The following is an 18323-nucleotide window of genomic DNA, read 5'->3' as shown; positions in this document are numbered from 1 at the left end:
TGGAAATCGATGTTTAAGGTGCTCTCCGGGCCGGTCGCTTTCCAGACACAGGCAGGCAGTCCAGCCAGCCACACAGGCAACTTGCAGAGGAAGTACCCATGGCTTTGTCGATTCACACCAACTATTCCGCGCTGGTCACCCAGAGCAGCCTGAACCGCACCAACAGCACCCTGGCCCTCAACCAGCAACGCCTGGGCACCGGCCTGCGCATCAACTCGGCCTCCGACGACGCCGCCGGCCTGCAGATCGCCACCCGCCTCAATGCCCAGACCCGCGGCATGGGCGTCGCCAACCGCAACACCGGCGATGCCATCTCCCTACTGCAGACCGCCGAGGGCGCCTTCAACGAAATCACCAGCATCGTCCAGCGCATGAAGGACCTGGCCACCCAGTCGGCCAACGACACCAACAGCGCCAAGGACCGCACCTCCATCCAGGCCGAGTTCGACCAACTGGCCAAGGAAGTGGAAAACATCTTCGGCAACACCACCTACGCCGGCGACAACCTGTTCTCCGACACCGGCAAATTCTCCAAGGCGGTCAACTTCCAGATTGGCGCCACCGCCGCCGAGACCCTGACCCTGGACGTCAGCGCCAACATGGCCACCCTGAAGAAAACCCTGACCGAAGAGCTGTCGAAGCTGACACTCGAGGACAACGCCAAGTCCACCGCCAGCATCACTGCCCTGGACAGCACCCTGGACGCCATCGGCAGCATGCGTGCCTCCTTCGGCGCCAACATCAACCGCCTGAACCACACCGCCAACAACCTGGCCAACATGAAGGACAACACCGACCTGGCGCGCGGCCGCATCCTCGATGCCGACATCGCCACCGAAAGCGCCAACATGACCAAGAACACCATGCTCATGCAGTCCGGCATCTCCATGCTCAAGCAGGCCGGCCAGATGCCCTCCCTGGTGATGTCGCTGCTCGGCTGACCGGTTCCTCCCCCTCCAGCCTGCGCTGTCCAGCAGAGCCTGGCTTTACGCCTCGGGAAACCGGGGCGTCTTTTTTGCTTTGGCGGCGGATGAGCCTGCTGGACGGTTTATCCCCTCATCCGCGCCGAACCCGGTTACGCAAACCCTTGGCACGGAATGATTCCGGTACAACCGCAGAAACAGAGAAAAAACCGACAGAAAAAATCGCAAACTCTGTAGAAGCCACGTCTTCCCCGGCTTCACCCCCTCCGTCCTGAATGCAACGTCCTCCTCCCTTCGCCCCTCCCCCGTCAAAAGGGCTTATTCAGAGCGATTACGCCCTGACGCACCTCATTGCAAAGACGCTCCAGCCGCCACAACGAAGCCTTCACGAAACCTTTCCAGTTGGCGAATTTCGCCGCACATACCCGCTACTTCTCGCATTCCGAGGAAGCAGCCTTAAAGGCTGACCTGACAATAGGAAATTTCGCCAAAGACAATACTCGCCACCACCTCCCAAAAACCTGACTCCACCCTCAATAATCGCACCCGCATCCCGGCCCTTCCCCGAAATTCTGACCGAGATGTCGGATTTTGCTTACCCATGGAAAGAACAAGAAAATGAGTGGAGGCCACATGTCTTGCATCTACTTGCGAACCGGTCGTACGGACTGCCAGGTCCGCTTCCATCCGCTGCGTTTTCAGCTTTCGTTGATCCAGGCCGACCAGGAGGAGCGGATCGAACTGGGGTTCTCCGGCAGCAAGGTGCTGGAGCGCCTGCTGCAGTCCCCTGGCGAGGTGGTCTCCCGGGACGAGCTGCTGCAATACGCCTGGCACGACCGCGTGGTAAGCCAGGGCAGCCTCAACCAGCAGATCTACACGCTGCGCCAGCTCCTGCACGACGAGCGCCAGCGGGAGATCATCCAGACGCTGCCGCGCCGGGGCTACATGTTCAATCCGGGCTACCTGCTGCAGATCACCCACGAAACCGAGCCTGTGCCTGCCTCCGCCGAGGAGCCGGCCGTGCCGGCCCCCCTCGCCGTCCCTGCGCCCGTGACGGCCCTGGAAGACCCTGCGCCTTCGCTGCAGCCCGCCCCCTCACGTTTCGCGCCCGCACGCCCCACCCTGCGCTCCTGGCGGCAGCGGCTGCCCGTGGCCCTGGGCGCTGGCGTGCTGGGGCTGTCGCTGATCGGTGCGGTGCAGGTGTACCAGCCGCCGGAGTTGCGGGCGATGGCCACGGAGACGCTGCGCCTGGGCCAGCTGGACATCCTCCTGGTGGAGGACAACGCCCAGCAGTTGGCGGAGCTCAAGCGCAATGCCCTGATCTTTCGCGACCAGCTCGCGCGCGTGGCACGCCGCCCGGCGGACCTGCTGATGTACAGCAGCGCCGACTTCTATGAGGTGATCTGCCTTCAGCCGGACGGCCGCGCCAACTGGCTGATGGTCCATCAGGACCAGGTGGGACGGGTCTCCGACCAGCAGTGGCGGAGGTGCCTGCAATGATCCGGCGCCTCGACCGCACCCTGTTACGGGGCGTGCCGCTGGTGGCACTGGCCCTGCTCGCCAGCGCCGGGCTGGTCGCCTGGCAGCGCCAGCCCCACCTGCCCGCCACCGGCTGCTTCAAGGTCCAGGGCGAGGCGGTGCTGGCCGATGGCCGGGTGATGCCGATCACCCACACCTCGATGCTGCACGACGGGCGCTTCTACTCGACGATCAAGCAGGACCGCACCGGCGTGCTGGTGGTGGCCGGGCGGGTGGAAGTGGACTGGCTGGGGGCGATCGAAGTGAAGGTCGAGCACGGTGGCGTGGCCGGTGATACACACGGGGTGGACGGCCAGCTGGCGTACACCCTGCTGCGTCATACCCAGCCCGGGGCACGTGTCCATGTGCTGCCCGTGGCCGGTTGTTTCTATGGCATCGAGACCCATCGGGTCATCTGCCCCTACCGGGTGGACTCACCCACCCCGCCCCCCATGACTTCGGTGGAGGGGCTGGCAGGCCCCTGATAGCGCACGCCTCCGGCGCCGACACGCGCCTGGGCATAGCTGTCGCCGAACAGCTCCCGATAGAGCCGCTCCGCGTGTTCGGTCAGCAGCAGGATCTCGATGCGGCGGTTGGCGCCATCCTCCGGTGCCTCGGGCCGCACCGGCATGACGTCGGCCTGGGCAGCGACCTGCAGCAGCCGCTGCGCTGGCAGCCCGCCGCCCAGTAGCGCATTGCGCGCCTGCAGGGCTCGGTCCCCCGAGAGGTTCCAGTTGTCGTAGCCGGACTGCCGATAGGGCACCGCATCGGTGTGACCGCTGAGGATCAGGCGGTTTTCCACCCCCGCCAACACCTTCGCCAGGGCCTGCAGCAGGCCGGTGAAGTGCGGCTCCAGCCGTGCGCTGCCACGGGCGAACATGGCCCGGCGCTGGTCGTCGTGGATGAGGATGCGCAGGCCCTGGGGCACCACGTCCACCTCCAGGTTGGCCAGGGCATCCACCTCGCCGGCCATGTCGCGGATCATCTGCGCCAGGCGCTCCAGGTCCTCCACCGTGCGGAACAGCTGGGACGACCTGGACGCATCCTTGCCCTTCGCCACTGGGTTTTCAGGGCGGCGTTCGGCCACCTTGCGTTCGGCAGGAGCAGCCTCGGCCCGGGGCGCCGGGGAGTCCTCGGGCTTCTTCGGTGGCTCGCGGCGCGGGGCCAGGGAAGCCGGGCGGCCTTCCAGGTCCAGCGGCAGCCGGCTGGTGCCGTCGAACACGCCGACACCGCCATCCACCATCGGGTTGAGCATCAGCTCCCCGGCGCTGGGGCTCTGGGAGCGCGCCTGGGGCTGGACGATCCAGAGCACCATGAACAGCGCCATCATCGCCAGGGTGAAGTCGGCGAAGGCCACCTTCCAGGCCCCGCCATGCTCGTCGTGGTGCCCCTTCTTGCCCTTGCGCTTGATGATCACTTCATGGCCGTGGGCCTTGTCGCCGCTGCGGCTCATGCTTTGCTGCGCTCCTCTTCGTACTGGTTGACCCAGGTTTCCAGCTGCTTGAAGGGCGGCTTGACGTCCTGCTCGATGAGCTTGCGCCCGGCGTCCACCGCCAGCAGCGTGGGCTTGCCGGCGACGTGGGCGACCAGGGTGGTGCGCACGCACTCCAGGGCCGACAGCTCGGTCTTCACCCGCTGGCCCATGGCGTTGCTGAGCGGGTCCATCAGGCAGTAGCAGAAGAAGATGCCGAGGAAGGTGCCCACCAGGGCAGCAGCGACGTGGTTGCCGATGTCGGCCACCGAACCGCCGATGCTGCCCATGGTGATGATGATCCCCATGATCGCGGCGAGGATGCCGAAGCCCGGCATCGCCTCACCGACCTTGTGCAAGGACTTGGAGGGCTGCAGCAACGCGTGCTCCATCGCCTCCAACTCCTGTTCGAGAAAACCCTCCAGCTCGTGGGCGCTGATCTTGCCCATGGCCATCAGGCGGAAGTTGTCGGCAATGAAGAACATCAGGTGCTCCTCCCGCAGGATCAGCGGGTAGCGGGCGAACAGCTCGCTCTGCTCCGGGGCCTCGATGTGCTCGTCGAGCACCTTCAGGCCACCCGCGTCGACCATCTCCAGCAGCTCGTACAGCAGCATCAGCAACTGGCGCTGGAACTCCTCGCCGCGAGGTCCCTGGGTGAACACCGTCTTCAGCTGGGCGAACATCTCCACCAGCACGTCCTTGGGGTTGGCGACGATCAGCGCACCAAGCGCGGCGCCGAGGATGATCACCATCTCCGACGGCTGCCAGAGCACCCGCATGTCGCCGTGGGCCATGGCGTAGCCACCGAGAACACAGGCCACGATGATCAGGCTTCCAATGATCTTCTGCATGGTCGGGACCTAGGCGGCTTCGGTGAGGAACTGGCAGGCGCGGCCAAGCGCCTGCTTGACCAGCTGGCAGACCCGCGCATCGGTGACTTCGAGCACCAGGGCGATCTCCTTCAGGCTCAGGTCCTGCTGGTAGTACAGCGTCAGCACCAGGCGCTCGCGCTCGCTGAGCTGGGCCAGGGCCTGGCTCAGCAGACGCTCCTGCAACACGCGGGCCTCCGGGCCGGGGGTCTCGCCGGCAAACTGCAGGTGCTGCTCCTGCAGCAGCACGTCGAGGCTCTCGATGGCCTCGCCGCACTCGGCGCGCAGGTGCTCCTGGTAGGCCGCGCAATCCAGCCCGGTGGCGGCGAGGATCTCCGCCTCGCGGGGCACCCGCCCCAGTTGCCGGGCCAGGGCGCGGATGGCATCGCGCACCCGGTGGGTCTGCTGGCGCAGCTGGCGCGGCCGCCAGTCCAGGCGGCGCAGTTCGTCGAGGATGGCGCCACGGATGCGCAGGGAGGCGAAGCGCGGGAACTGCGCATCCGGCTCGCCGTAGCGGCGCAACCCCTCCAGCAGGCCCATCAGGCCGATCTGTTCCATGTCCTCGCGGTCCATCACCTGGCTGGCCTGGAGCGAGAGCTGGCGGACGATGCGCTTGACCAGCGGCAGGTACTGCAGCAGCCAGCGCTGCTCCGCCTCGGCGGAGTGCCGGCGCGGGCCGGCGGTGAAATCGGGTTGGTCGGTATCGAGCGGAAGAATGGCGTGCATGGGGGCGACCTCATTGGGCGATCAGCTTGCTGACCAGCAGGTTGTCGAAGGGCTTGGCGGCATTGCGCGCGGCGAAGTCGGCGTTGAGTCCCTCCTCGAGGCGCTGGCGCAGGGCCTCGAAGCCCAGGGCGCGCAACTCGTCGGCCTGGAGGGTGGAGAGGTTGGCGGCGACCGAGCTGCGCACCATCGGCACCACCTGCTCGAGCTTCTTCTTGTCGGTGCCGGCCGGGCCCTGGAGCACCACGTCGAGCACGAAGTAGTGCTCGCGCTCGCGCCCCGGCAGGCTGAGGATGATTTTCTCCACCGGCAGGAAGACGAACTCGACGGAGGGCTCGGACTTCTTCTCGGCCTCCTCGCGGGGCTCGCCACCCGGGGTCAGCGCGGCCAGGGCCGACTGCACCAGCAGGTGGTTGACCGCAACGCCGACGGCGACGGCCACGGCGTTGAGCACGAAGATCAGCAGGATCAGGCGGTTGGTGGACATGGGACCTCACTCGGTGAATCAGACGGTTACCAGCACGTCGTCCCGGCCGTCGTGGCGGGCGCTCTGGCGTTGGGTGTCGAGGGGGTTGGCGTGGATCGCCAGCACGGCGGGGCCGTCATCGCGCCCCTGCCGCTCGCGGCCCGGTTGCCCGGAGCCGCCCTCGGTGGAAACCGAGACGCTGACCGGCAGGCCCTGCTGCCCGGCCAGGTCCTGGCGCAGGCGCTCGCTGCCCTGCTGCAGCAGGCGCGCGACGTCGCCTTGGGACGCGGCGATCTGCACGCTGAGCTGGCCGCCTTCCTGGCGCAGGACGATCTCCAGGCTGCCCAGCTCGGCCGGGTCCAGGCGCAGCCGGGCACTCTGGCTGCGCTGGCCCAGCTGCAACTCCACGCTGTCACGCAGGGCCTGCAGCATCTGCTCGCCCCAGCGCGCCTGGGGGCCGGGCAGGTGCACCGTGCGCTCCAGCGGTCGTTCCGCCGTGGTCTTGGCCACCTGGGTCGGCCGCCCTGGCGAGGGGGCAAACCGTGGCAGCTCCAGCAGCGGTTCGCGCAGGCTGGCCTCGACGGGCAGGCGCCCGGGGGCCGAGTCCTGCCGCTCGCGGGTGCTTGGCTCCATCTGAACGGGTACGGGCTCACCCTCGGGCAGCAGCGTCTGGGCAGGCATGGCCTCCCCTGCCCAGGCCGGGCGCTGTCGCGGCAAGGCCAGGCGCTCGTTCAGCCCCTCCGGCATGTCATGGCGTACCGGGTCCCGCAGGGTTATCTGCAGGTCACGCTGGCCCTGGGCAAGGGCCAGCAGCGAGGTCGGGTCGATCAGCTCAGCGGGTTGGGCGCTACCCGCTGCCTCGTCCACGGCGGGTGCCATCGGGGGTGGCGCCTCCTGGGCGAGCAGCGCCAGGATCGGGTCCCAGGCCTCCACGACCTCGGGGCGCTCGTCGGCAGCACGGGCGGCGCTCGGCAAGGCGGGGGCTTGCGCCGCCCCGCTGGTGGGCGGCGCCAGGGTGTTGATGTCCATGGGTCAGGCTCCGGTTTGGCAATCCGTGGTCAGGTAGGCCTGGCGGCCCTCGGCGGCGTCCAGGTCATGGCTGAGCTGGCGCTCCAGGCGGCGCAGCTCCGTGCGGCAATCCCGCTGAGCCTGCTGGTGCAGGCGGCGCATGCGGCGGCACACCAGGCAGTCGGCGACGCCGACGTGCCCCTGCTGGCGCAGTGCATGGAGGCAGCGGGCGATCTGGGCATCCAGGGGTGCGAGGGCCTCCCATTCGTGGCCGGTGAGCACCTGCACCAGGCGATCGGCCAGCGCCGCGAGGCGGCGGTGTTCAGCGGCGAGTGGCATTGACCCCCTCCCAGCCTTCGCGCAGCACGCCCAGCAGGCGCACCACTTCGTCCAGCCCCTCCAGGGAAAGGGACACGCTGACCTCGGAGAGGCGATAGATGCAGTAGTCGTAGAGTCGCGCCAGGCCCTGCACCAGCTCGCCGCCGGCCTCGTAGTCGAGGGCGCTGGACAGGCCGTTGAGGATGTTCAGGCATTTCTCCAGCGACTGGCCCTTCTGCTGGTACTGGCGCGCCTCGATGTGGCCACGGGCGCGGGCCAGCTCGTCCAGCAGGCCGTCGAACAGCACCAGCACCAACTCGTAGGGGGCCGCGGCGGCGGTGCGGGCCTCCAGGTCCACGGCGCGGTAGCCGCCGTAGCTGTCGTCCAGGTTGAACCCGTTCATGCGAACAGCCCTCCGGTCTGCTGCATCGAGGCCAGGGCCTGGGTCATCGCCGTGTACTGGCGCAGGTAGCGCTGGTAGGAGGTGTCGTACTGCCGCTGCAGGCTCTCGAACACGCCATCCATGCGACGGATGTTGCTGGCGATGGCATCGCGGCGGCTCTTCAGCTGACCCGTGCTGCCGATGTACGGCGTGAGGCTGCGCTCCAGGCTTTCCACCAGGCGTCCGGGTTCGCGGAACAGCTTGTCCAGCTCCCCGGGTTGCTCGGCCAGGGCCTTCTCAAGGCGCTTGGTGTCCAGCGTGAGCTTGCCGTTGCGGTCGGCACTGACGCCGTACTCCACCAGGCTGCGACCCCCGAAGCCGCTGCGCAGCACGGCATTGAGCCGGTTTTCGATGCTGCGCACGGTGGCGTCACCGGCCAGCGGCCCGCGACCGCTGCCGTCGCTTCCGCCGCTCGCGGTGAGGCTGTCGAAGCTGCCCAGCAAGGTATTGAAGGCATCGATGAAGCCTTGCACGCGCTCGCGGGTGCCCTTCTCGTCCCGGCGCACGGTGACCTGCAGCGGGCTTTCCCCCGGGCGGTGGGCCTGGGTGAAGGTGAGCGAAACCCCCTCCACCACACCGTCGAATCGGTTGGTCGGCTGGGTCAGCAACAGGCCGTCCTCGCCCCCCAGGCGGACCTGGGCGTCCCGTGCCTCGGCCAGGGTCCGCGGGTTGGCAACAGCGGCTGCCAGCGGGCCGGAGCCTCCCTGGAGGGACAGACTGATCGCCTGGGCGGCACCGCTTTCCCGCGCACTGAGCACCAGGGACAGCTTGCCGTCCGCCCGTACCAGCGTCGTGCTGATGCCACTGCCGGCCAGGGTCGTGGACAGCGCCTGCTGCAGCTCCTCGGGGCTGTTGCGGCCATCACCGTCGCGGTCGACGCTGGCCAGGTCCAGGCTGTAGGACTTGCCGGCTTGCTGAAGGGTCAGCACCCCCTGGGTGCCGATGCCGTCCGCCGTCAGCCCTTCCAGGGCCACCTGGTGGGCGCTGGCCAGGCGCTCGACGAAGAAGCTGTAGCGCCCCGTGCTGGCAGTCGCCCCGACCTGGGCCGTCGCCCGGCCCTCCTGACTGAACACGGCTTCGTTGGCCAGGATCGGCCGAGTCTCGCTCTTGAACTCGCGGATCGACGTGCTGAAGGTGCGCAGCGCCTTGTCGAGGTTCGCCAGCGCATCGCCCTGGGCACGGTAGGCCTGCTGACTGCGATTGGCCCGCGCCCGGGCTGCCTGCACCTCGAAGGTGGCCAGCTGGGTGGCCTGCTGGCGGGCGTATTCGGTATCGATGTTCATCGGGATGGCTCCTTGGAACTGGCAATGGTGACCAGCGCCGGAGCAAGGCCGATGCCAACTGCTGAAAGCCACGGATCACGGGGCTTCCAGCCTTTTGCGGAGGAAGCTCGACAAGATAAGCGCACGTCCCCTGAGGAATGCAGGTTTCCGCTTGCTTCCTGTTTCGGCGTTTATCCGCCAACCACTGGCGGACGTGCTGACGGGTTCTCCCCGAGGAGCAGGTCGGCAGCAAAGAGGCACGTGCGGAGGCGCCCCTGGCAAATGGACGAGAACGACGCAGCGCCTGTCGGCGCGATCAGAAGCAGCAGATGCAGAGGGTACGAGGGCGAGGGAAACGGGCAGGCTGACGAGTCTGGCGGGGGCATAAAAAAGCCCGCACCCGGCGCGGCTCAAACACCGGGGCGGGCAAGGAGCAACCTCAGGCCAGCAGGCTGACCACGGTGAAGCGCGAGAGCTGGGCCTGGGCGATCACGGCCTGGGCGAGTGCGCCATAGGCGTTCGGGCCCTGGCCCATCAGGTCGTACAGGGAGCGGGCGAAGGCCTGGGCCCATTGGCGTTCGTCCCGGGCGTCGGCCTGGGCGAGGAATTCGCGGATGTCCTCCTGCCGCTGGGCCAGTTGGTCGCGCAGGGTGTCGATGCGCTCCAGCACGCCGAGCACGGAGTCGAGCAGGCTGCGCAGTTCCCGGGGGCTTTGCCCGTGGGGTTCGGACAGGGCCTGCAGGCCCTCTTCGCGGCTGGCCAGGCCACGCCGCTCGCGGGGGAACAGGCCGCCCTCCCCTTGCACCTGCAACTGGTCCTGCAGGGTGCGCCACTGGGCTTCGGGGGCGCTGAAGCGCAGGGCGCCGTCACTGTCCAGCTCGGCGCGCAGGCCGGCAGCGCCGAGGCCCTGGTTGAAGCGGCGCAGCACCTGTTCCGGGGCCAGCCCTTCGTCCAGGGCCACCGCCAGGGCTTCGCCCGGCTGGCGGGTAAAGCTGAACACCAGGGTTTCGCGGCCGGCGGCGCGGATGGCCTCCAGGGAGTCCAGCCCCTCCAGGCGGAAGCGGCTGCGCACGGGCTCGCCAAGGCGCAGCCGCAGGTCGGCGTCCAGGGACTGCGCGGTGCGCGCACCGCGTTGCTGCAGCAGGGCATTCACCTCGCGGGTGGCCTGGCGCAGGGTTTCGCGGTCGGCGGGGCGCGAGGCGGCCAGTTCGCGGCCGAGGTTGAGCTTGAGGTGGTCGAGGCGTCCGGCCAGCTCGCCCAGGTACTGGTCAGCGGCCTGCATCTGGCTCAGTTGCTGGTTGAGCTGCAGGTTGAAGCTGGACGGTTTGCCGGGCGAGCGCTGGGCCGGGCTGCGCGCCGTCGAACGGTCGGGCGCCACCGTGCGCGACGGGGCGCTGGTGGGCTGGGCTGCCGGCGTCTGCTGCCGCTCACGGGGGGGCGGCAATGTGGTGGGTGAGAGTGCGGTGGGGTCGACCTTCATGGTTCGGCCTCGGTCAGAGCAGGTTGAACAGGGACAGGTCCTGGATCGCCAGGTAGGTCTTCTGGCTGGCCTTGATCGACAGCTTGTAGTTCTCCAGGTCAAGCGTGGCGCTGGGGTAGTCCAGGTGGGAAAGGTCGTACTCGAGCCGCTGGTTGACCAGCGAGCGGTCCTCGTTGGCCTGGGTGAGCAGGTCCAGGGTTCCCTGCCGCCCTCCCAGTTCGGTGATGGCGGCGAGCACGCCGTCGAGGCTGCGGTCGAGCACATCCAGCAGCTCACCGGTCTGCTTCACCAGGGCCGGGTCGCCGCTCTGCATGCCGGGCGCGAGGAAGGCCTGCTGCAACGCGTGCAGGCCATTGAGCACCGGCAGGTCGGGGCCGAGCATGGCCAGCAGCGTGACGTTCTCGTCCAGCAGCACGCCGCTGCCCACCACGGCCTGGCGTACGCCGGCATTGCCGCCGGGGCTGTAGCGCCCGGTGGCCGGGTCCTGCAGCAGGGCCGGCTGGTCGATGCGGGTGCCGGAGAACAGGTAGCGCCCGGACTCGTCGCGGCTGTTGAGCAGGTTGGCCAGCAGGCCTTCCAGCGTCTTCATCTCCGCGGCGATGGCGCCCAGATCCTGTTCGGAGTGGGTGCCGTTGCGAGCCCAGAGCAGCATGTCGCGGATGCTGAGCAAGGCATTCGAGGTCGAGCGCAGCTGGGTCTCCTGGGCGCCGAGGCTGGAGGAGACGCTGCCGATGTTGAGCCGGTACTGGGCCAGGCCCGCCTCCTCCCGCGCGTTGCGCAGCAGGCGGACGCTGGCGATGGGGTCGTCGGAGGGCTGCAGGATGCGCCGGTTGCTGGAGACCTGCTGCATCAGCCGCCCCACTTCCAGGCCGTTGCGGTTGAGCGCTTCGCCCATCAGTGCGCGGGTCTGGGCATTGGTGACACGCATGGGGATCTCCTCAGAAGCTCGCCAGCATGGCGTCGAACAGGGTGTTGGCAGTGGCGATCACCTTCATGTTGGCCTGGTAGGCCTGCTGGTAGGCGATCAGGTTGGCGGCCTCCTCGTCGTCATTGACCGCGCTGGTGCCGTCACGCAGCGCCTGGGCCTGCCGGGTCACCTGGGTGGCGGCGGCGAGGTCGTCCTGGTTCTGCCGGCTGGCGCTGGCCACCTGGCCGAGCAGGCCGGCGTAGGCCTCGTTGAAGGTGGTGGACGAGCCGCCGAGCAGCACCGGCTGGCGGCGCACCTCGAACAGCGCCAGCAGGGTGCGGTTGTTGCCGGCCTCGCCGGGGGTGTCGGAGAACGCCAGTTGGTCAGGGGTGATTCCGGTCAGCACCAGCAGCTGGCTGATGCTGCCCGGCTGGTGGCGGAACAGGGGCTGGCCCGGGTCGCCGTTGCGGTCATAGCCGGTGGTGAGCACGTCGTTGACGCGGCTGGCGAAGGCTCCGGCCATTTCCCGCAGCAACGCCTGCTTGGGCCGCAGCAACTGCGTTTCGCTGGTCTGCAACGCCCCCAGGGTGCCGCCCAGGCCATTGGGAGAGAGGCCGGCACGGGTGGTGGCGAATTGCAGTTCGATGCGCTGGCGGCCATCACCGTCGCGCACCACCTCCAACCGGCTGGGGGTGCCGCCGATCACCAGCGGCTGGCCGCTGTCCAGGGCGATGTCGTAGGCACCCTCGGCGCTCTCGCGGACCTGCAGGCGCACATGCTGGCCGAGCGCCTTGACCATTTCGTCGCGGTGGTCCTGCAGGGTGGCGATGTCGCCGCCCACGGCCTTCGCCTCGGTGATGCGGCGATTCATCAGGGCCAGGTTGGCGGTGAGCGCGTTGATGTCCACCACCACCGCCTCGCGCTGGGCAGCCAGGCCGTCGAGCTGGGCCTGGAGCCCGTTGGAAAGGCTGTTGAAGCGCTGCGCGAGGTTGCCCGCCTCGGTCAGCAACTGCTGGCGAAGGGCCTGGGACGACGGGGTGGCGCTGGCCTCGCTGACGGCGGCGAAGAACTGGTCGAGGCCCTTGCTGATGTTGGAGCCCTCGCCCGCCAGGAGGCTTTCCACGGCCTGGAAGTAAGGTCGTGCGCCCGCCTGCAGCTGCTGCTCGGCACCGGCGCGCCACAGCTGGCGGTTCTGGAAGGCATCGGCGATGCGGCGGATGGCGGCCACGTCGACGCCGGCGCCCGGGGAGGTGCCCTGCCCGGCCCGCGACTGCAGCACCGGGTCCAGGCGGCTGTAGCCGGCGGTGTTGCGGTTGGCGGTGTTCTGCGCGGTGGCGGCCAGGGCGATCTGGCTCGCCTGCAGGCCGGTCAGGGCGATCTGGCTGATCAGGCTCACGCGTCGTTCTCCTCGTGCCCGGTTCGGATGCTGGGGGCGAAGGCCGCCGAATGGGCCGGCGGGCTGCCTCTTACGGGAGAAGGGGCGACCGGCCGGCTCGGGCCGTTAAGGTCGCGGAGGATGCTGCGGGTGTAGGCGCGGGTCTCGGCGAAGGGGATGGACTCCACCCAGGCCTCGGTGGACACCTCGCCCAGGCGCGGGTCGCCGAAGCGCTGCAGCCACTCGTCCACCCGGCCGGGCCCGGCGTTGTAGGCAGCCAGGGCAAGGGCCGGCTGCTGGTCGTAGCGCGCCAGCAACTGCTCCAGGTAGGCGCGCCCCAGGCGCAGGTTGTAGCCGGGGTCGTCCAGCAGGCGCTGCGGGTCGAACGGCAGCCCCAGGGCCTGGGCCATGTCCCGGGCGGTGTCCGGCATCAGCTGCATCAGGCCCAGGGCGCCCTTGGCCGAGACCGCTCGCGCGTCGCCGGCGGACTCGTGGCGGACCACGCTGCCCACCAGTGCGCGGAGTCCTGCGCTGCCCCTGGCCAGGGTCGACAGCGGCGTGGCAGTGCTGGCAGCGAGCCCGGCGGCCCCCGCCAGCCAGGTGCCCATGGCCCGGCTGCGGGCAGGTTGCGCCGGGTGCGGCATGGGGGGCGGCAGGTGCCCGGCCGGTGCAGCAGGCAACACGCCAGGCTCGGGCGGCTCGCCGCCGAGCTGGCTGACCAGCAGCCCGGCGATGCCGGCCTGGCCGCTGCCGGCCAGGTGCCGGGCCAGGGCCTCGTCATGCAGGTCGCGCAGGGTGTCGAGCTGGCGGCTGCGCAGGGGGTTGCCTTCGGACAGCACATCGCCGGCCTTGCGCATCTCCTTGAGCAGTTGCTGGAGGAACAGCGCCTCGAAGTCCTCCGAGGCGGCCTGCAGTTGGCTGCGCGGTGCACGGGTCGGATTCAGGTCCCGGCCGGCCCGCAGCGCCAGCGAAGGGGGAAGGGTCGATGCCATGAGGCCTCCTTAGATCACTACCAGCTCGGCGTTCAGGGCTCCCGCGCGCTGCAGCGCCTGGAGGATGGACATGATGTCGTCGGGAGTGGCGCCCAGGCGGTTGACGGTGTCGATGATGCTTTCCAGGCTCGTGCCTTCGGGCCACTGGAACATCGGATTGGTCTGCTGCTCCACACCCACCTCGGAGTTGGGGGTGACCGTGGTCCGCCCGCCGGAGAGCGGTGCCGGCTGGCTGACCTGGGGGTTCTCGGTGATGGTGACGCTGAGGGTGCCATGGGCCACGGCAGCGGCCTTGACCCGCACCCCCTGCCCCACCACCACGGTACCGGTGCGGCTGTTGAAGACCACCTTGGGCCGGATGCGTCCGGGGTCCACCTCCAGCGCTTCGAGCTGGGCCATGAAGGCCATCCGGGCACTGGCGGATACCGGCGCACGCACGGCCACGCGTGCTGAGGACAGGGCACTGGCGGTGTTGTCGCCGAACGTCTGGTTGAGCGACTCCACCACCCGGTTGACGCTCTGGAAGCCGGGCTCGCGCAGGCTCAGCAGCACCTCGGGGCGCTCGGCGAAGTCGCTGGGGATGCTGCGCTCCAGGCTGGCGCCATTGGGGATCAGCCCGGAGGTGGGGCTGTTGAGGGTCACGCTGGAGCCGCTCTGGCCTTCGGCCTTGACGCCGCCCACCAGCAGGTTGCCCTGGGCCACGGCGTAGACCTCGCCGTCGATGCCCTGCAGCGGCGTCATCAGCAGCAGCCCGCCGCGCAGGCTCTTGGCATCCCCGAGGGACGACACGGTCACGTCCAGGGTCTGCCCCGGCCCGTAGCCGGGCGGCACGCTGGCGGTGACCATCACCGCGGCGGCGTTCTTCAGCTTGGGGTCGGTGCCCGGCGGCAGGTTGATGCCGAACTGCTTGACCATGTTGGCCACCGACTGGTTGGTGAACTTCACCTGGTTCTTGTCGCCGGTGCCGTCGAGCCCCACCACCAGGCCGTAGCCGAGCAGCTGGTTGTCGCGGACGCCTTCGACGTCCACCAGGTCCATCAGCGGGACACCGAGGCTGGCGGGTTGCCAGGCGAGCCCGAGCAGGCCGAGCAACAGGGTGGCGGGGATGCGCATGGGGGCACTCCGTTAGAGGGGGAACAGGGGGGAGGTGAAGAAGCGGGTCAGCCAGCCGGCGCTGTTGCTGTCGTTGAGCACGCCGCGCCCGGCGTAGGAGATCCGCGCGTTGGCCACCTGCTGGGAGGACACGCGGTTGTCGCGGTCGATGTCGTCGATGCGCACCAGGCCGGTGAGGCGGATGTACTCGTCACCCTGGTTGAGGCGCAGGGCCTTCTCGCCTCTGACCAGCAGCACCCCGCCCGGCAGCACCCGGTGCACGGTCACGGCGATGGCGCCGCGCAGGGTGTTCTGCTGGGAACTCTTGGCCGAGCCGGAGAAGTCGCGCTCGGCGCTGGCCTGGTTGTTCAACCGGTTGTAGGGCCGGTTGCGCAGGGTCGGCAGCGGGATGTTCAGCGAGGAGCTCTTGTCGAAGCTGGTGCCCGCGCTCTTGCTGGACTGGGTGGACTCGTCCAGCACCACGGTGACGATGTCGCCGACGCCGATGGCGCGCTTGTCACGCAGCAGCGAGCCGCCGTAGCCGGACCGGAACAGCCCGCCGGAGGTGGCCGGCTGCCGGGCGTAGTCCAGCTCCGGCGGCTGGAAGGCCGAGGAGTCCTCGTCGGGCAGCAGCTCGCGGGCGCTCTGGCAGCCGCCCGAGACCAGCGTCGCGATCAGCAGCAGCAACAACAGCAGGACGCGCATCACGGTGTTCATACGGTCTGGTTCAGGAACTGCTGCATGCCGGAGGCGGCATCCAGCACCTTGGCGTTGGCCTCGTAGGCACGCTGGATGGCGATCATGCTGACCATGGCCTCCACCACCTGCACGTTGGAGCCTTCGAGCACCTTCTGCTTGATGTCGCCAAGGCCCTCCTGGCCGGCCACGCCCTCCACCGCCTCGCCGCTGGCCACCGTTTCCTTGTAGAGGTTGCCGCCCAGGGCCTCCAGGCCGCCGGGGTTGGTGAAGTTGGCGAGCATGATCTGCCCCAGCTCGCTGGGCTGGGCGGCCCCGGGGAGCACGGCGGTGACCAGGCCGTCGCGGCTGACGGTGAACTGAGTGGCCCCGGCGGGCACCTGGATGGCCGGCAGCAGCGGCAGGCCCTGGGCGGTCACCAGCATGCCCTCGCCGTTGAGCTGCAATTGGCCGTTCTCGGTGTACCAGGTCTCGCCGTTGGGCGACTCCACCTGGAAGAAGCCGGGCCCGACGATGGCCAGGTCCATCGGCTGGCCGGTGGGCTGCATGTTGCCTTCGGTGAACACCTTCTGCGTGCCGGCCACGCGCACCCCGCTGCCGAGCTGGATACCCGAGGGCACGGTATTGACCTGGTCGGCCTGGGCACCGGGGGGTAGTTCGATGGCGTAGAACAGGTCCTCGAAAACGACGCGGTCGCTCTTGAAGCCGACGGTGTTGACGTTGGCCAGGTTGTTGGCCACCGCCGCCAGGGCGGTGTCCTGGGCGGCGAGCCCGGTCTTGCTGACCCAGAGGGCGGAACTCATGGGGGTTCTCCTTGGTGTGGGGGCGGCGCGCTCAGGCGCCGCGGATCATGCGGTTGCCGTTGGCGGCGAGGTCGTCGGCGGCCTTGAGCAGCTTCACCTGGGTCTCGAACAGGCGGCTGAGGCCGAGGGTGCCGGTGAGCTGCTCGATGGCCGAGACGTTGCTGCCCTCCAGGTAGCCGGCGGCCAGTTGCACCGTCTCGCTGTCGGCGGCCGGGGTGCCGTCGACGGTCACCAGCAGGCCGGTGGCGTCCTTGCGCAGGCCGGAGGCGGGGATGTCGACGCGCTTGATGCGGCCGACCTCGGCCATCAGGTAGTCGCCGCGCGGCTGGATCGAGACGGTGCCGTCGCTGCCGATGGACAGCCGGTCGTAGGGGGGCAGTTGCAGCGGGCCGCCGTCCCCCAGCACCGGCCGGCCGCCGAGGCTCAGGCGGCCTTCGGCGTCCACGGCCAGGCTGCCCTGGCGGGTGTAGGCCTCGCGGCCGTCCTGCAGTTGCACGGCGATCAGGCCGGGGCCGCGGATGGCCAGGTCCAGGTCGCGCCCGGTGGCCATCAGCGGGCCGGGGTTGAGGTCGAGGGCGCTCGGCTGCAGCCGGGCGAGGTGGCGGCTGGCGTAGCCGGTACCCGGCACCTCCACGGCCTCGGCCCGCTCCAGGTCGGCGCGGAACCCCGGGGTGCTGACGTTGGCGAGGTTGTTGGCGCGTACGTCCAGGGCGGCCTGGGTGCGGTACGCGGCGGTCATGGCGGTGTAGCCCAGTCGGTCCATGGCGTGTTCCTCAGACGGCGGCGAACAGCGCCTGGATGAGTTCCTTGTTGGTGCTCACCACCTTGGTGTTGGCCTGGTAGTTGCGCTGCCCTTCCATCAGCCCCACCAGCTCGCGGGTGAGGTCGACGTTGGAGCCCTCCAGGGCCTTGCTGCTGATGGGGCCGAACTGGCCGCTGTTGGGCGTGCCCAGCAGCGGCGTGCCGGAGGCGCTGGTCTCGCTCCAGCTGGTGCCGTTCTGGTTGGCCAGCCCGCCGGGGTTGGTGAAGCCCGCCAGCACCAGCTGGCCTTCCAGCAGGCGCTGGCCGTTGCTGAAGGTGGCGTAGAGGCGTCCGTCCTTCTCCACCGCCATGCCGGTGCGCTCGCCGGTGGCATAGCCGTTGGCGCGGTTGGTGCCGATGACGAAGGGCGAGCCGTACTGGGTGGAACCGGCGTAGCTGAGGGCCAGGTTCAGCGGCTCGACGCCGGGCAGCGGGTGGGTGATGGTCACCGGCCCCACGGGGGCGGCCAGGGTGCCGCTGGTGCTGAAGCTAAGGGGCTGGGCGGCACCGACACCGGCACCGTCGACGAAGTAGCGCACGTCCCACTGGTTGCTGCCGGTGTTGATGAAGTACTGCGTGAGGCTGTGCTTTTTCCCCTGGGAGTCATACACCGGCGTGGTCTGGGTGCAGGTGTAGGTGTCCGGGTTGCTCGGGTCGAAGGGGGTGACCTTGGGCGGGGTGGCGTTGGCGTCGAGGTTGGCGGCGAAGTCCACCCGGTTGCTGGCCTGGGCCGGCAGGTTGCCGGTCTTCTGCTGCAGGTCACCGAGCACGCCCGCCTGCAGCACGCCGGCCGCATCCACCGGGTAGCCCTGCAGCCGGCCACCGCCCGCCGTCAGGTAGCCCTGCTCGTCGGTACCGAACATGCCGGCACGGGTGTAGCGGGTCTCGCCACCGGCGCTGCGGGTGATGAAGAAGCCGCCCCCGCCGATGGCCAGGTCCAGGTCACGGCCGCTGGCGTTGATGGAGCCGCGCAGGCTGATGCTCTGGGTCACCGCTTGCACCTCCACGCCCATGGGCTGGCCGGAGGAATACAGGCTGGCGAACTCGGCGCGGGAGGACTTGAAGCCGGTGGTGGCGGAGTTGGCGATGTTGTGGCTGACGGCGTTCAGGTGCTGGTTCACCGCATTCAGCCCGGTCAGGGCAATGTTGAAGCTCATGGTCTACCTCACAGGGACGA

The 18323-nt window shown here is 69.2% G+C and carries 20 protein-coding genes; 3 read left to right on the top strand and 17 right to left on the bottom strand.

Annotation, left to right across the window (positions count from 1 at the left end; genetic code table 11):
• The first annotated feature begins 98 nt into the window (after nt 1-98).
• The 3 genes from lafA (at nt 99) to BM198_RS04025 (ending at nt 2926) form a co-directional block, all read left to right on the top strand.
• Nucleotides 99-941, top strand: a complete 843-nt coding sequence (lafA, locus tag BM198_RS04035) for a lateral flagellin LafA (protein ID WP_074967972.1) — start codon at nt 99-101, stop codon at nt 939-941.
• Between the two features lie 615 nt (nt 942-1556).
• The gene (locus BM198_RS04030; RefSeq protein ID WP_167368448.1) at nt 1557-2423 is read left to right on the top strand and encodes a transcriptional regulator; all 867 of its coding nucleotides are present in this window, start codon (nt 1557-1559) and stop codon (nt 2421-2423) included.
• Nucleotides 2420-2926 carry a hypothetical protein gene (locus BM198_RS04025; protein WP_074967968.1) on the top strand — a complete coding sequence of 169 codons (507 nt, stop codon included), beginning with the start codon at nt 2420-2422 and terminating at the stop codon, nt 2924-2926. Before BM198_RS04030 ends, BM198_RS04025 begins: the two co-directional genes overlap by 4 nt.
• Here BM198_RS04025 and BM198_RS04020 read toward each other — a convergent pair.
• The 17 genes from BM198_RS04020 to flgE form a co-directional block, all read right to left on the bottom strand.
• Complete coding sequence (locus BM198_RS04020; RefSeq protein WP_074967966.1) at nt 2863-3894, bottom strand: OmpA family protein; 1032 nt, start codon at nt 3892-3894, stop codon at nt 2863-2865. The genes BM198_RS04025 and BM198_RS04020 overlap by 64 nt on opposite strands.
• Nucleotides 3891-4763 carry a flagellar motor stator protein MotA gene (gene motA, locus BM198_RS04015; protein WP_044406983.1) on the bottom strand — a complete coding sequence of 291 codons (873 nt, stop codon included), beginning with the start codon at nt 4761-4763 and terminating at the stop codon, nt 3891-3893. The genes BM198_RS04020 and motA overlap by 4 nt, the downstream gene beginning before the upstream one ends.
• 9 nt (nt 4764-4772) lie before the next feature.
• Complete coding sequence (locus tag BM198_RS04010; RefSeq protein WP_074967963.1) at nt 4773-5507, bottom strand: FliA/WhiG family RNA polymerase sigma factor; 735 nt, start codon at nt 5505-5507, stop codon at nt 4773-4775.
• Between the two features lie 10 nt (nt 5508-5517).
• Entirely contained in the window at nt 5518-5991 is a 474-nt protein-coding gene (locus BM198_RS04005) for a flagellar basal body-associated FliL family protein (RefSeq protein ID WP_074967961.1), read from the bottom strand.
• A gap of 18 nt (nt 5992-6009) precedes the next feature.
• A complete protein-coding gene (locus BM198_RS04000; protein WP_074967960.1) occupies nt 6010-6999 on the bottom strand; it encodes a flagellar hook-length control protein FliK in 990 nt (329 codons plus the stop codon).
• 3 nt (nt 7000-7002) lie between these two features.
• Entirely contained in the window at nt 7003-7317 is a 315-nt protein-coding gene (locus BM198_RS03995; RefSeq protein ID WP_074967958.1) for a hypothetical protein, read from the bottom strand.
• Entirely contained in the window at nt 7301-7699 is a 399-nt protein-coding gene (gene fliS, locus BM198_RS03990; protein ID WP_044406994.1) for a flagellar export chaperone FliS, read from the bottom strand. The genes BM198_RS03995 and fliS overlap by 17 nt, the downstream gene beginning before the upstream one ends.
• The gene (fliD, locus tag BM198_RS03985) at nt 7696-9021 is read right to left on the bottom strand and encodes a flagellar filament capping protein FliD (protein WP_074967956.1); all 1326 of its coding nucleotides are present in this window, start codon (nt 9019-9021) and stop codon (nt 7696-7698) included. Before fliD ends, fliS begins: the two co-directional genes overlap by 4 nt.
• A 418-nt stretch (nt 9022-9439) precedes the next feature.
• Nucleotides 9440-10480, bottom strand: a complete 1041-nt coding sequence (locus BM198_RS03980; protein ID WP_074967954.1) for a hypothetical protein — start codon at nt 10478-10480, stop codon at nt 9440-9442.
• 13 nt (nt 10481-10493) lie between these two features.
• Nucleotides 10494-11408 (bottom strand): flagellar hook-associated protein FlgL, encoded by a 915-nt coding sequence (flgL, locus tag BM198_RS03975; protein ID WP_074967952.1) that lies wholly within the window; start codon nt 11406-11408, stop codon nt 10494-10496.
• A gap of 10 nt (nt 11409-11418) precedes the next feature.
• Nucleotides 11419-12783, bottom strand: a complete 1365-nt coding sequence (gene flgK / locus BM198_RS03970) for a flagellar hook-associated protein FlgK (protein ID WP_074967950.1) — start codon at nt 12781-12783, stop codon at nt 11419-11421.
• Entirely contained in the window at nt 12780-13754 is a 975-nt protein-coding gene (locus tag BM198_RS03965; RefSeq protein ID WP_074967948.1) for a lytic transglycosylase domain-containing protein, read from the bottom strand. Before BM198_RS03965 ends, flgK begins: the two co-directional genes overlap by 4 nt.
• 9 nt (nt 13755-13763) lie before the next feature.
• A complete protein-coding gene (locus BM198_RS03960) occupies nt 13764-14867 on the bottom strand; it encodes a flagellar basal body P-ring protein FlgI (RefSeq protein WP_074967945.1) in 1104 nt (367 codons plus the stop codon).
• 12 nt (nt 14868-14879) lie between these two features.
• Nucleotides 14880-15551: a flagellar basal body L-ring protein FlgH gene (gene flgH, locus BM198_RS03955; RefSeq protein WP_074968064.1), complete on the bottom strand. Its 672-nt coding sequence runs from the start codon at nt 15549-15551 to the stop codon at nt 14880-14882.
• Between the two features lie 8 nt (nt 15552-15559).
• Nucleotides 15560-16345 (bottom strand): flagellar basal-body rod protein FlgG, encoded by a 786-nt coding sequence (gene flgG / locus BM198_RS03950; protein ID WP_044407011.1) that lies wholly within the window; start codon nt 16343-16345, stop codon nt 15560-15562.
• Between the two features lie 31 nt (nt 16346-16376).
• A complete protein-coding gene (locus tag BM198_RS03945) occupies nt 16377-17108 on the bottom strand; it encodes a flagellar basal body rod protein FlgF (RefSeq protein ID WP_074967943.1) in 732 nt (243 codons plus the stop codon).
• A gap of 10 nt (nt 17109-17118) precedes the next feature.
• Entirely contained in the window at nt 17119-18303 is a 1185-nt protein-coding gene (gene flgE / locus BM198_RS03940; protein ID WP_074967942.1) for a flagellar hook protein FlgE, read from the bottom strand.
• Nucleotides 18304-18323: the final 20 nt, after the last annotated feature.

It is taken from the genome of Metapseudomonas otitidis (assembly GCF_900111835.1).
In the GTDB taxonomy this organism is placed as follows: Bacteria; Pseudomonadota; Gammaproteobacteria; order Pseudomonadales; family Pseudomonadaceae; genus Metapseudomonas; species Metapseudomonas otitidis.
Note: the sequence above shows the minus strand (reverse complement) of the source record. Positions and strands in the feature narration are given on the sequence as shown.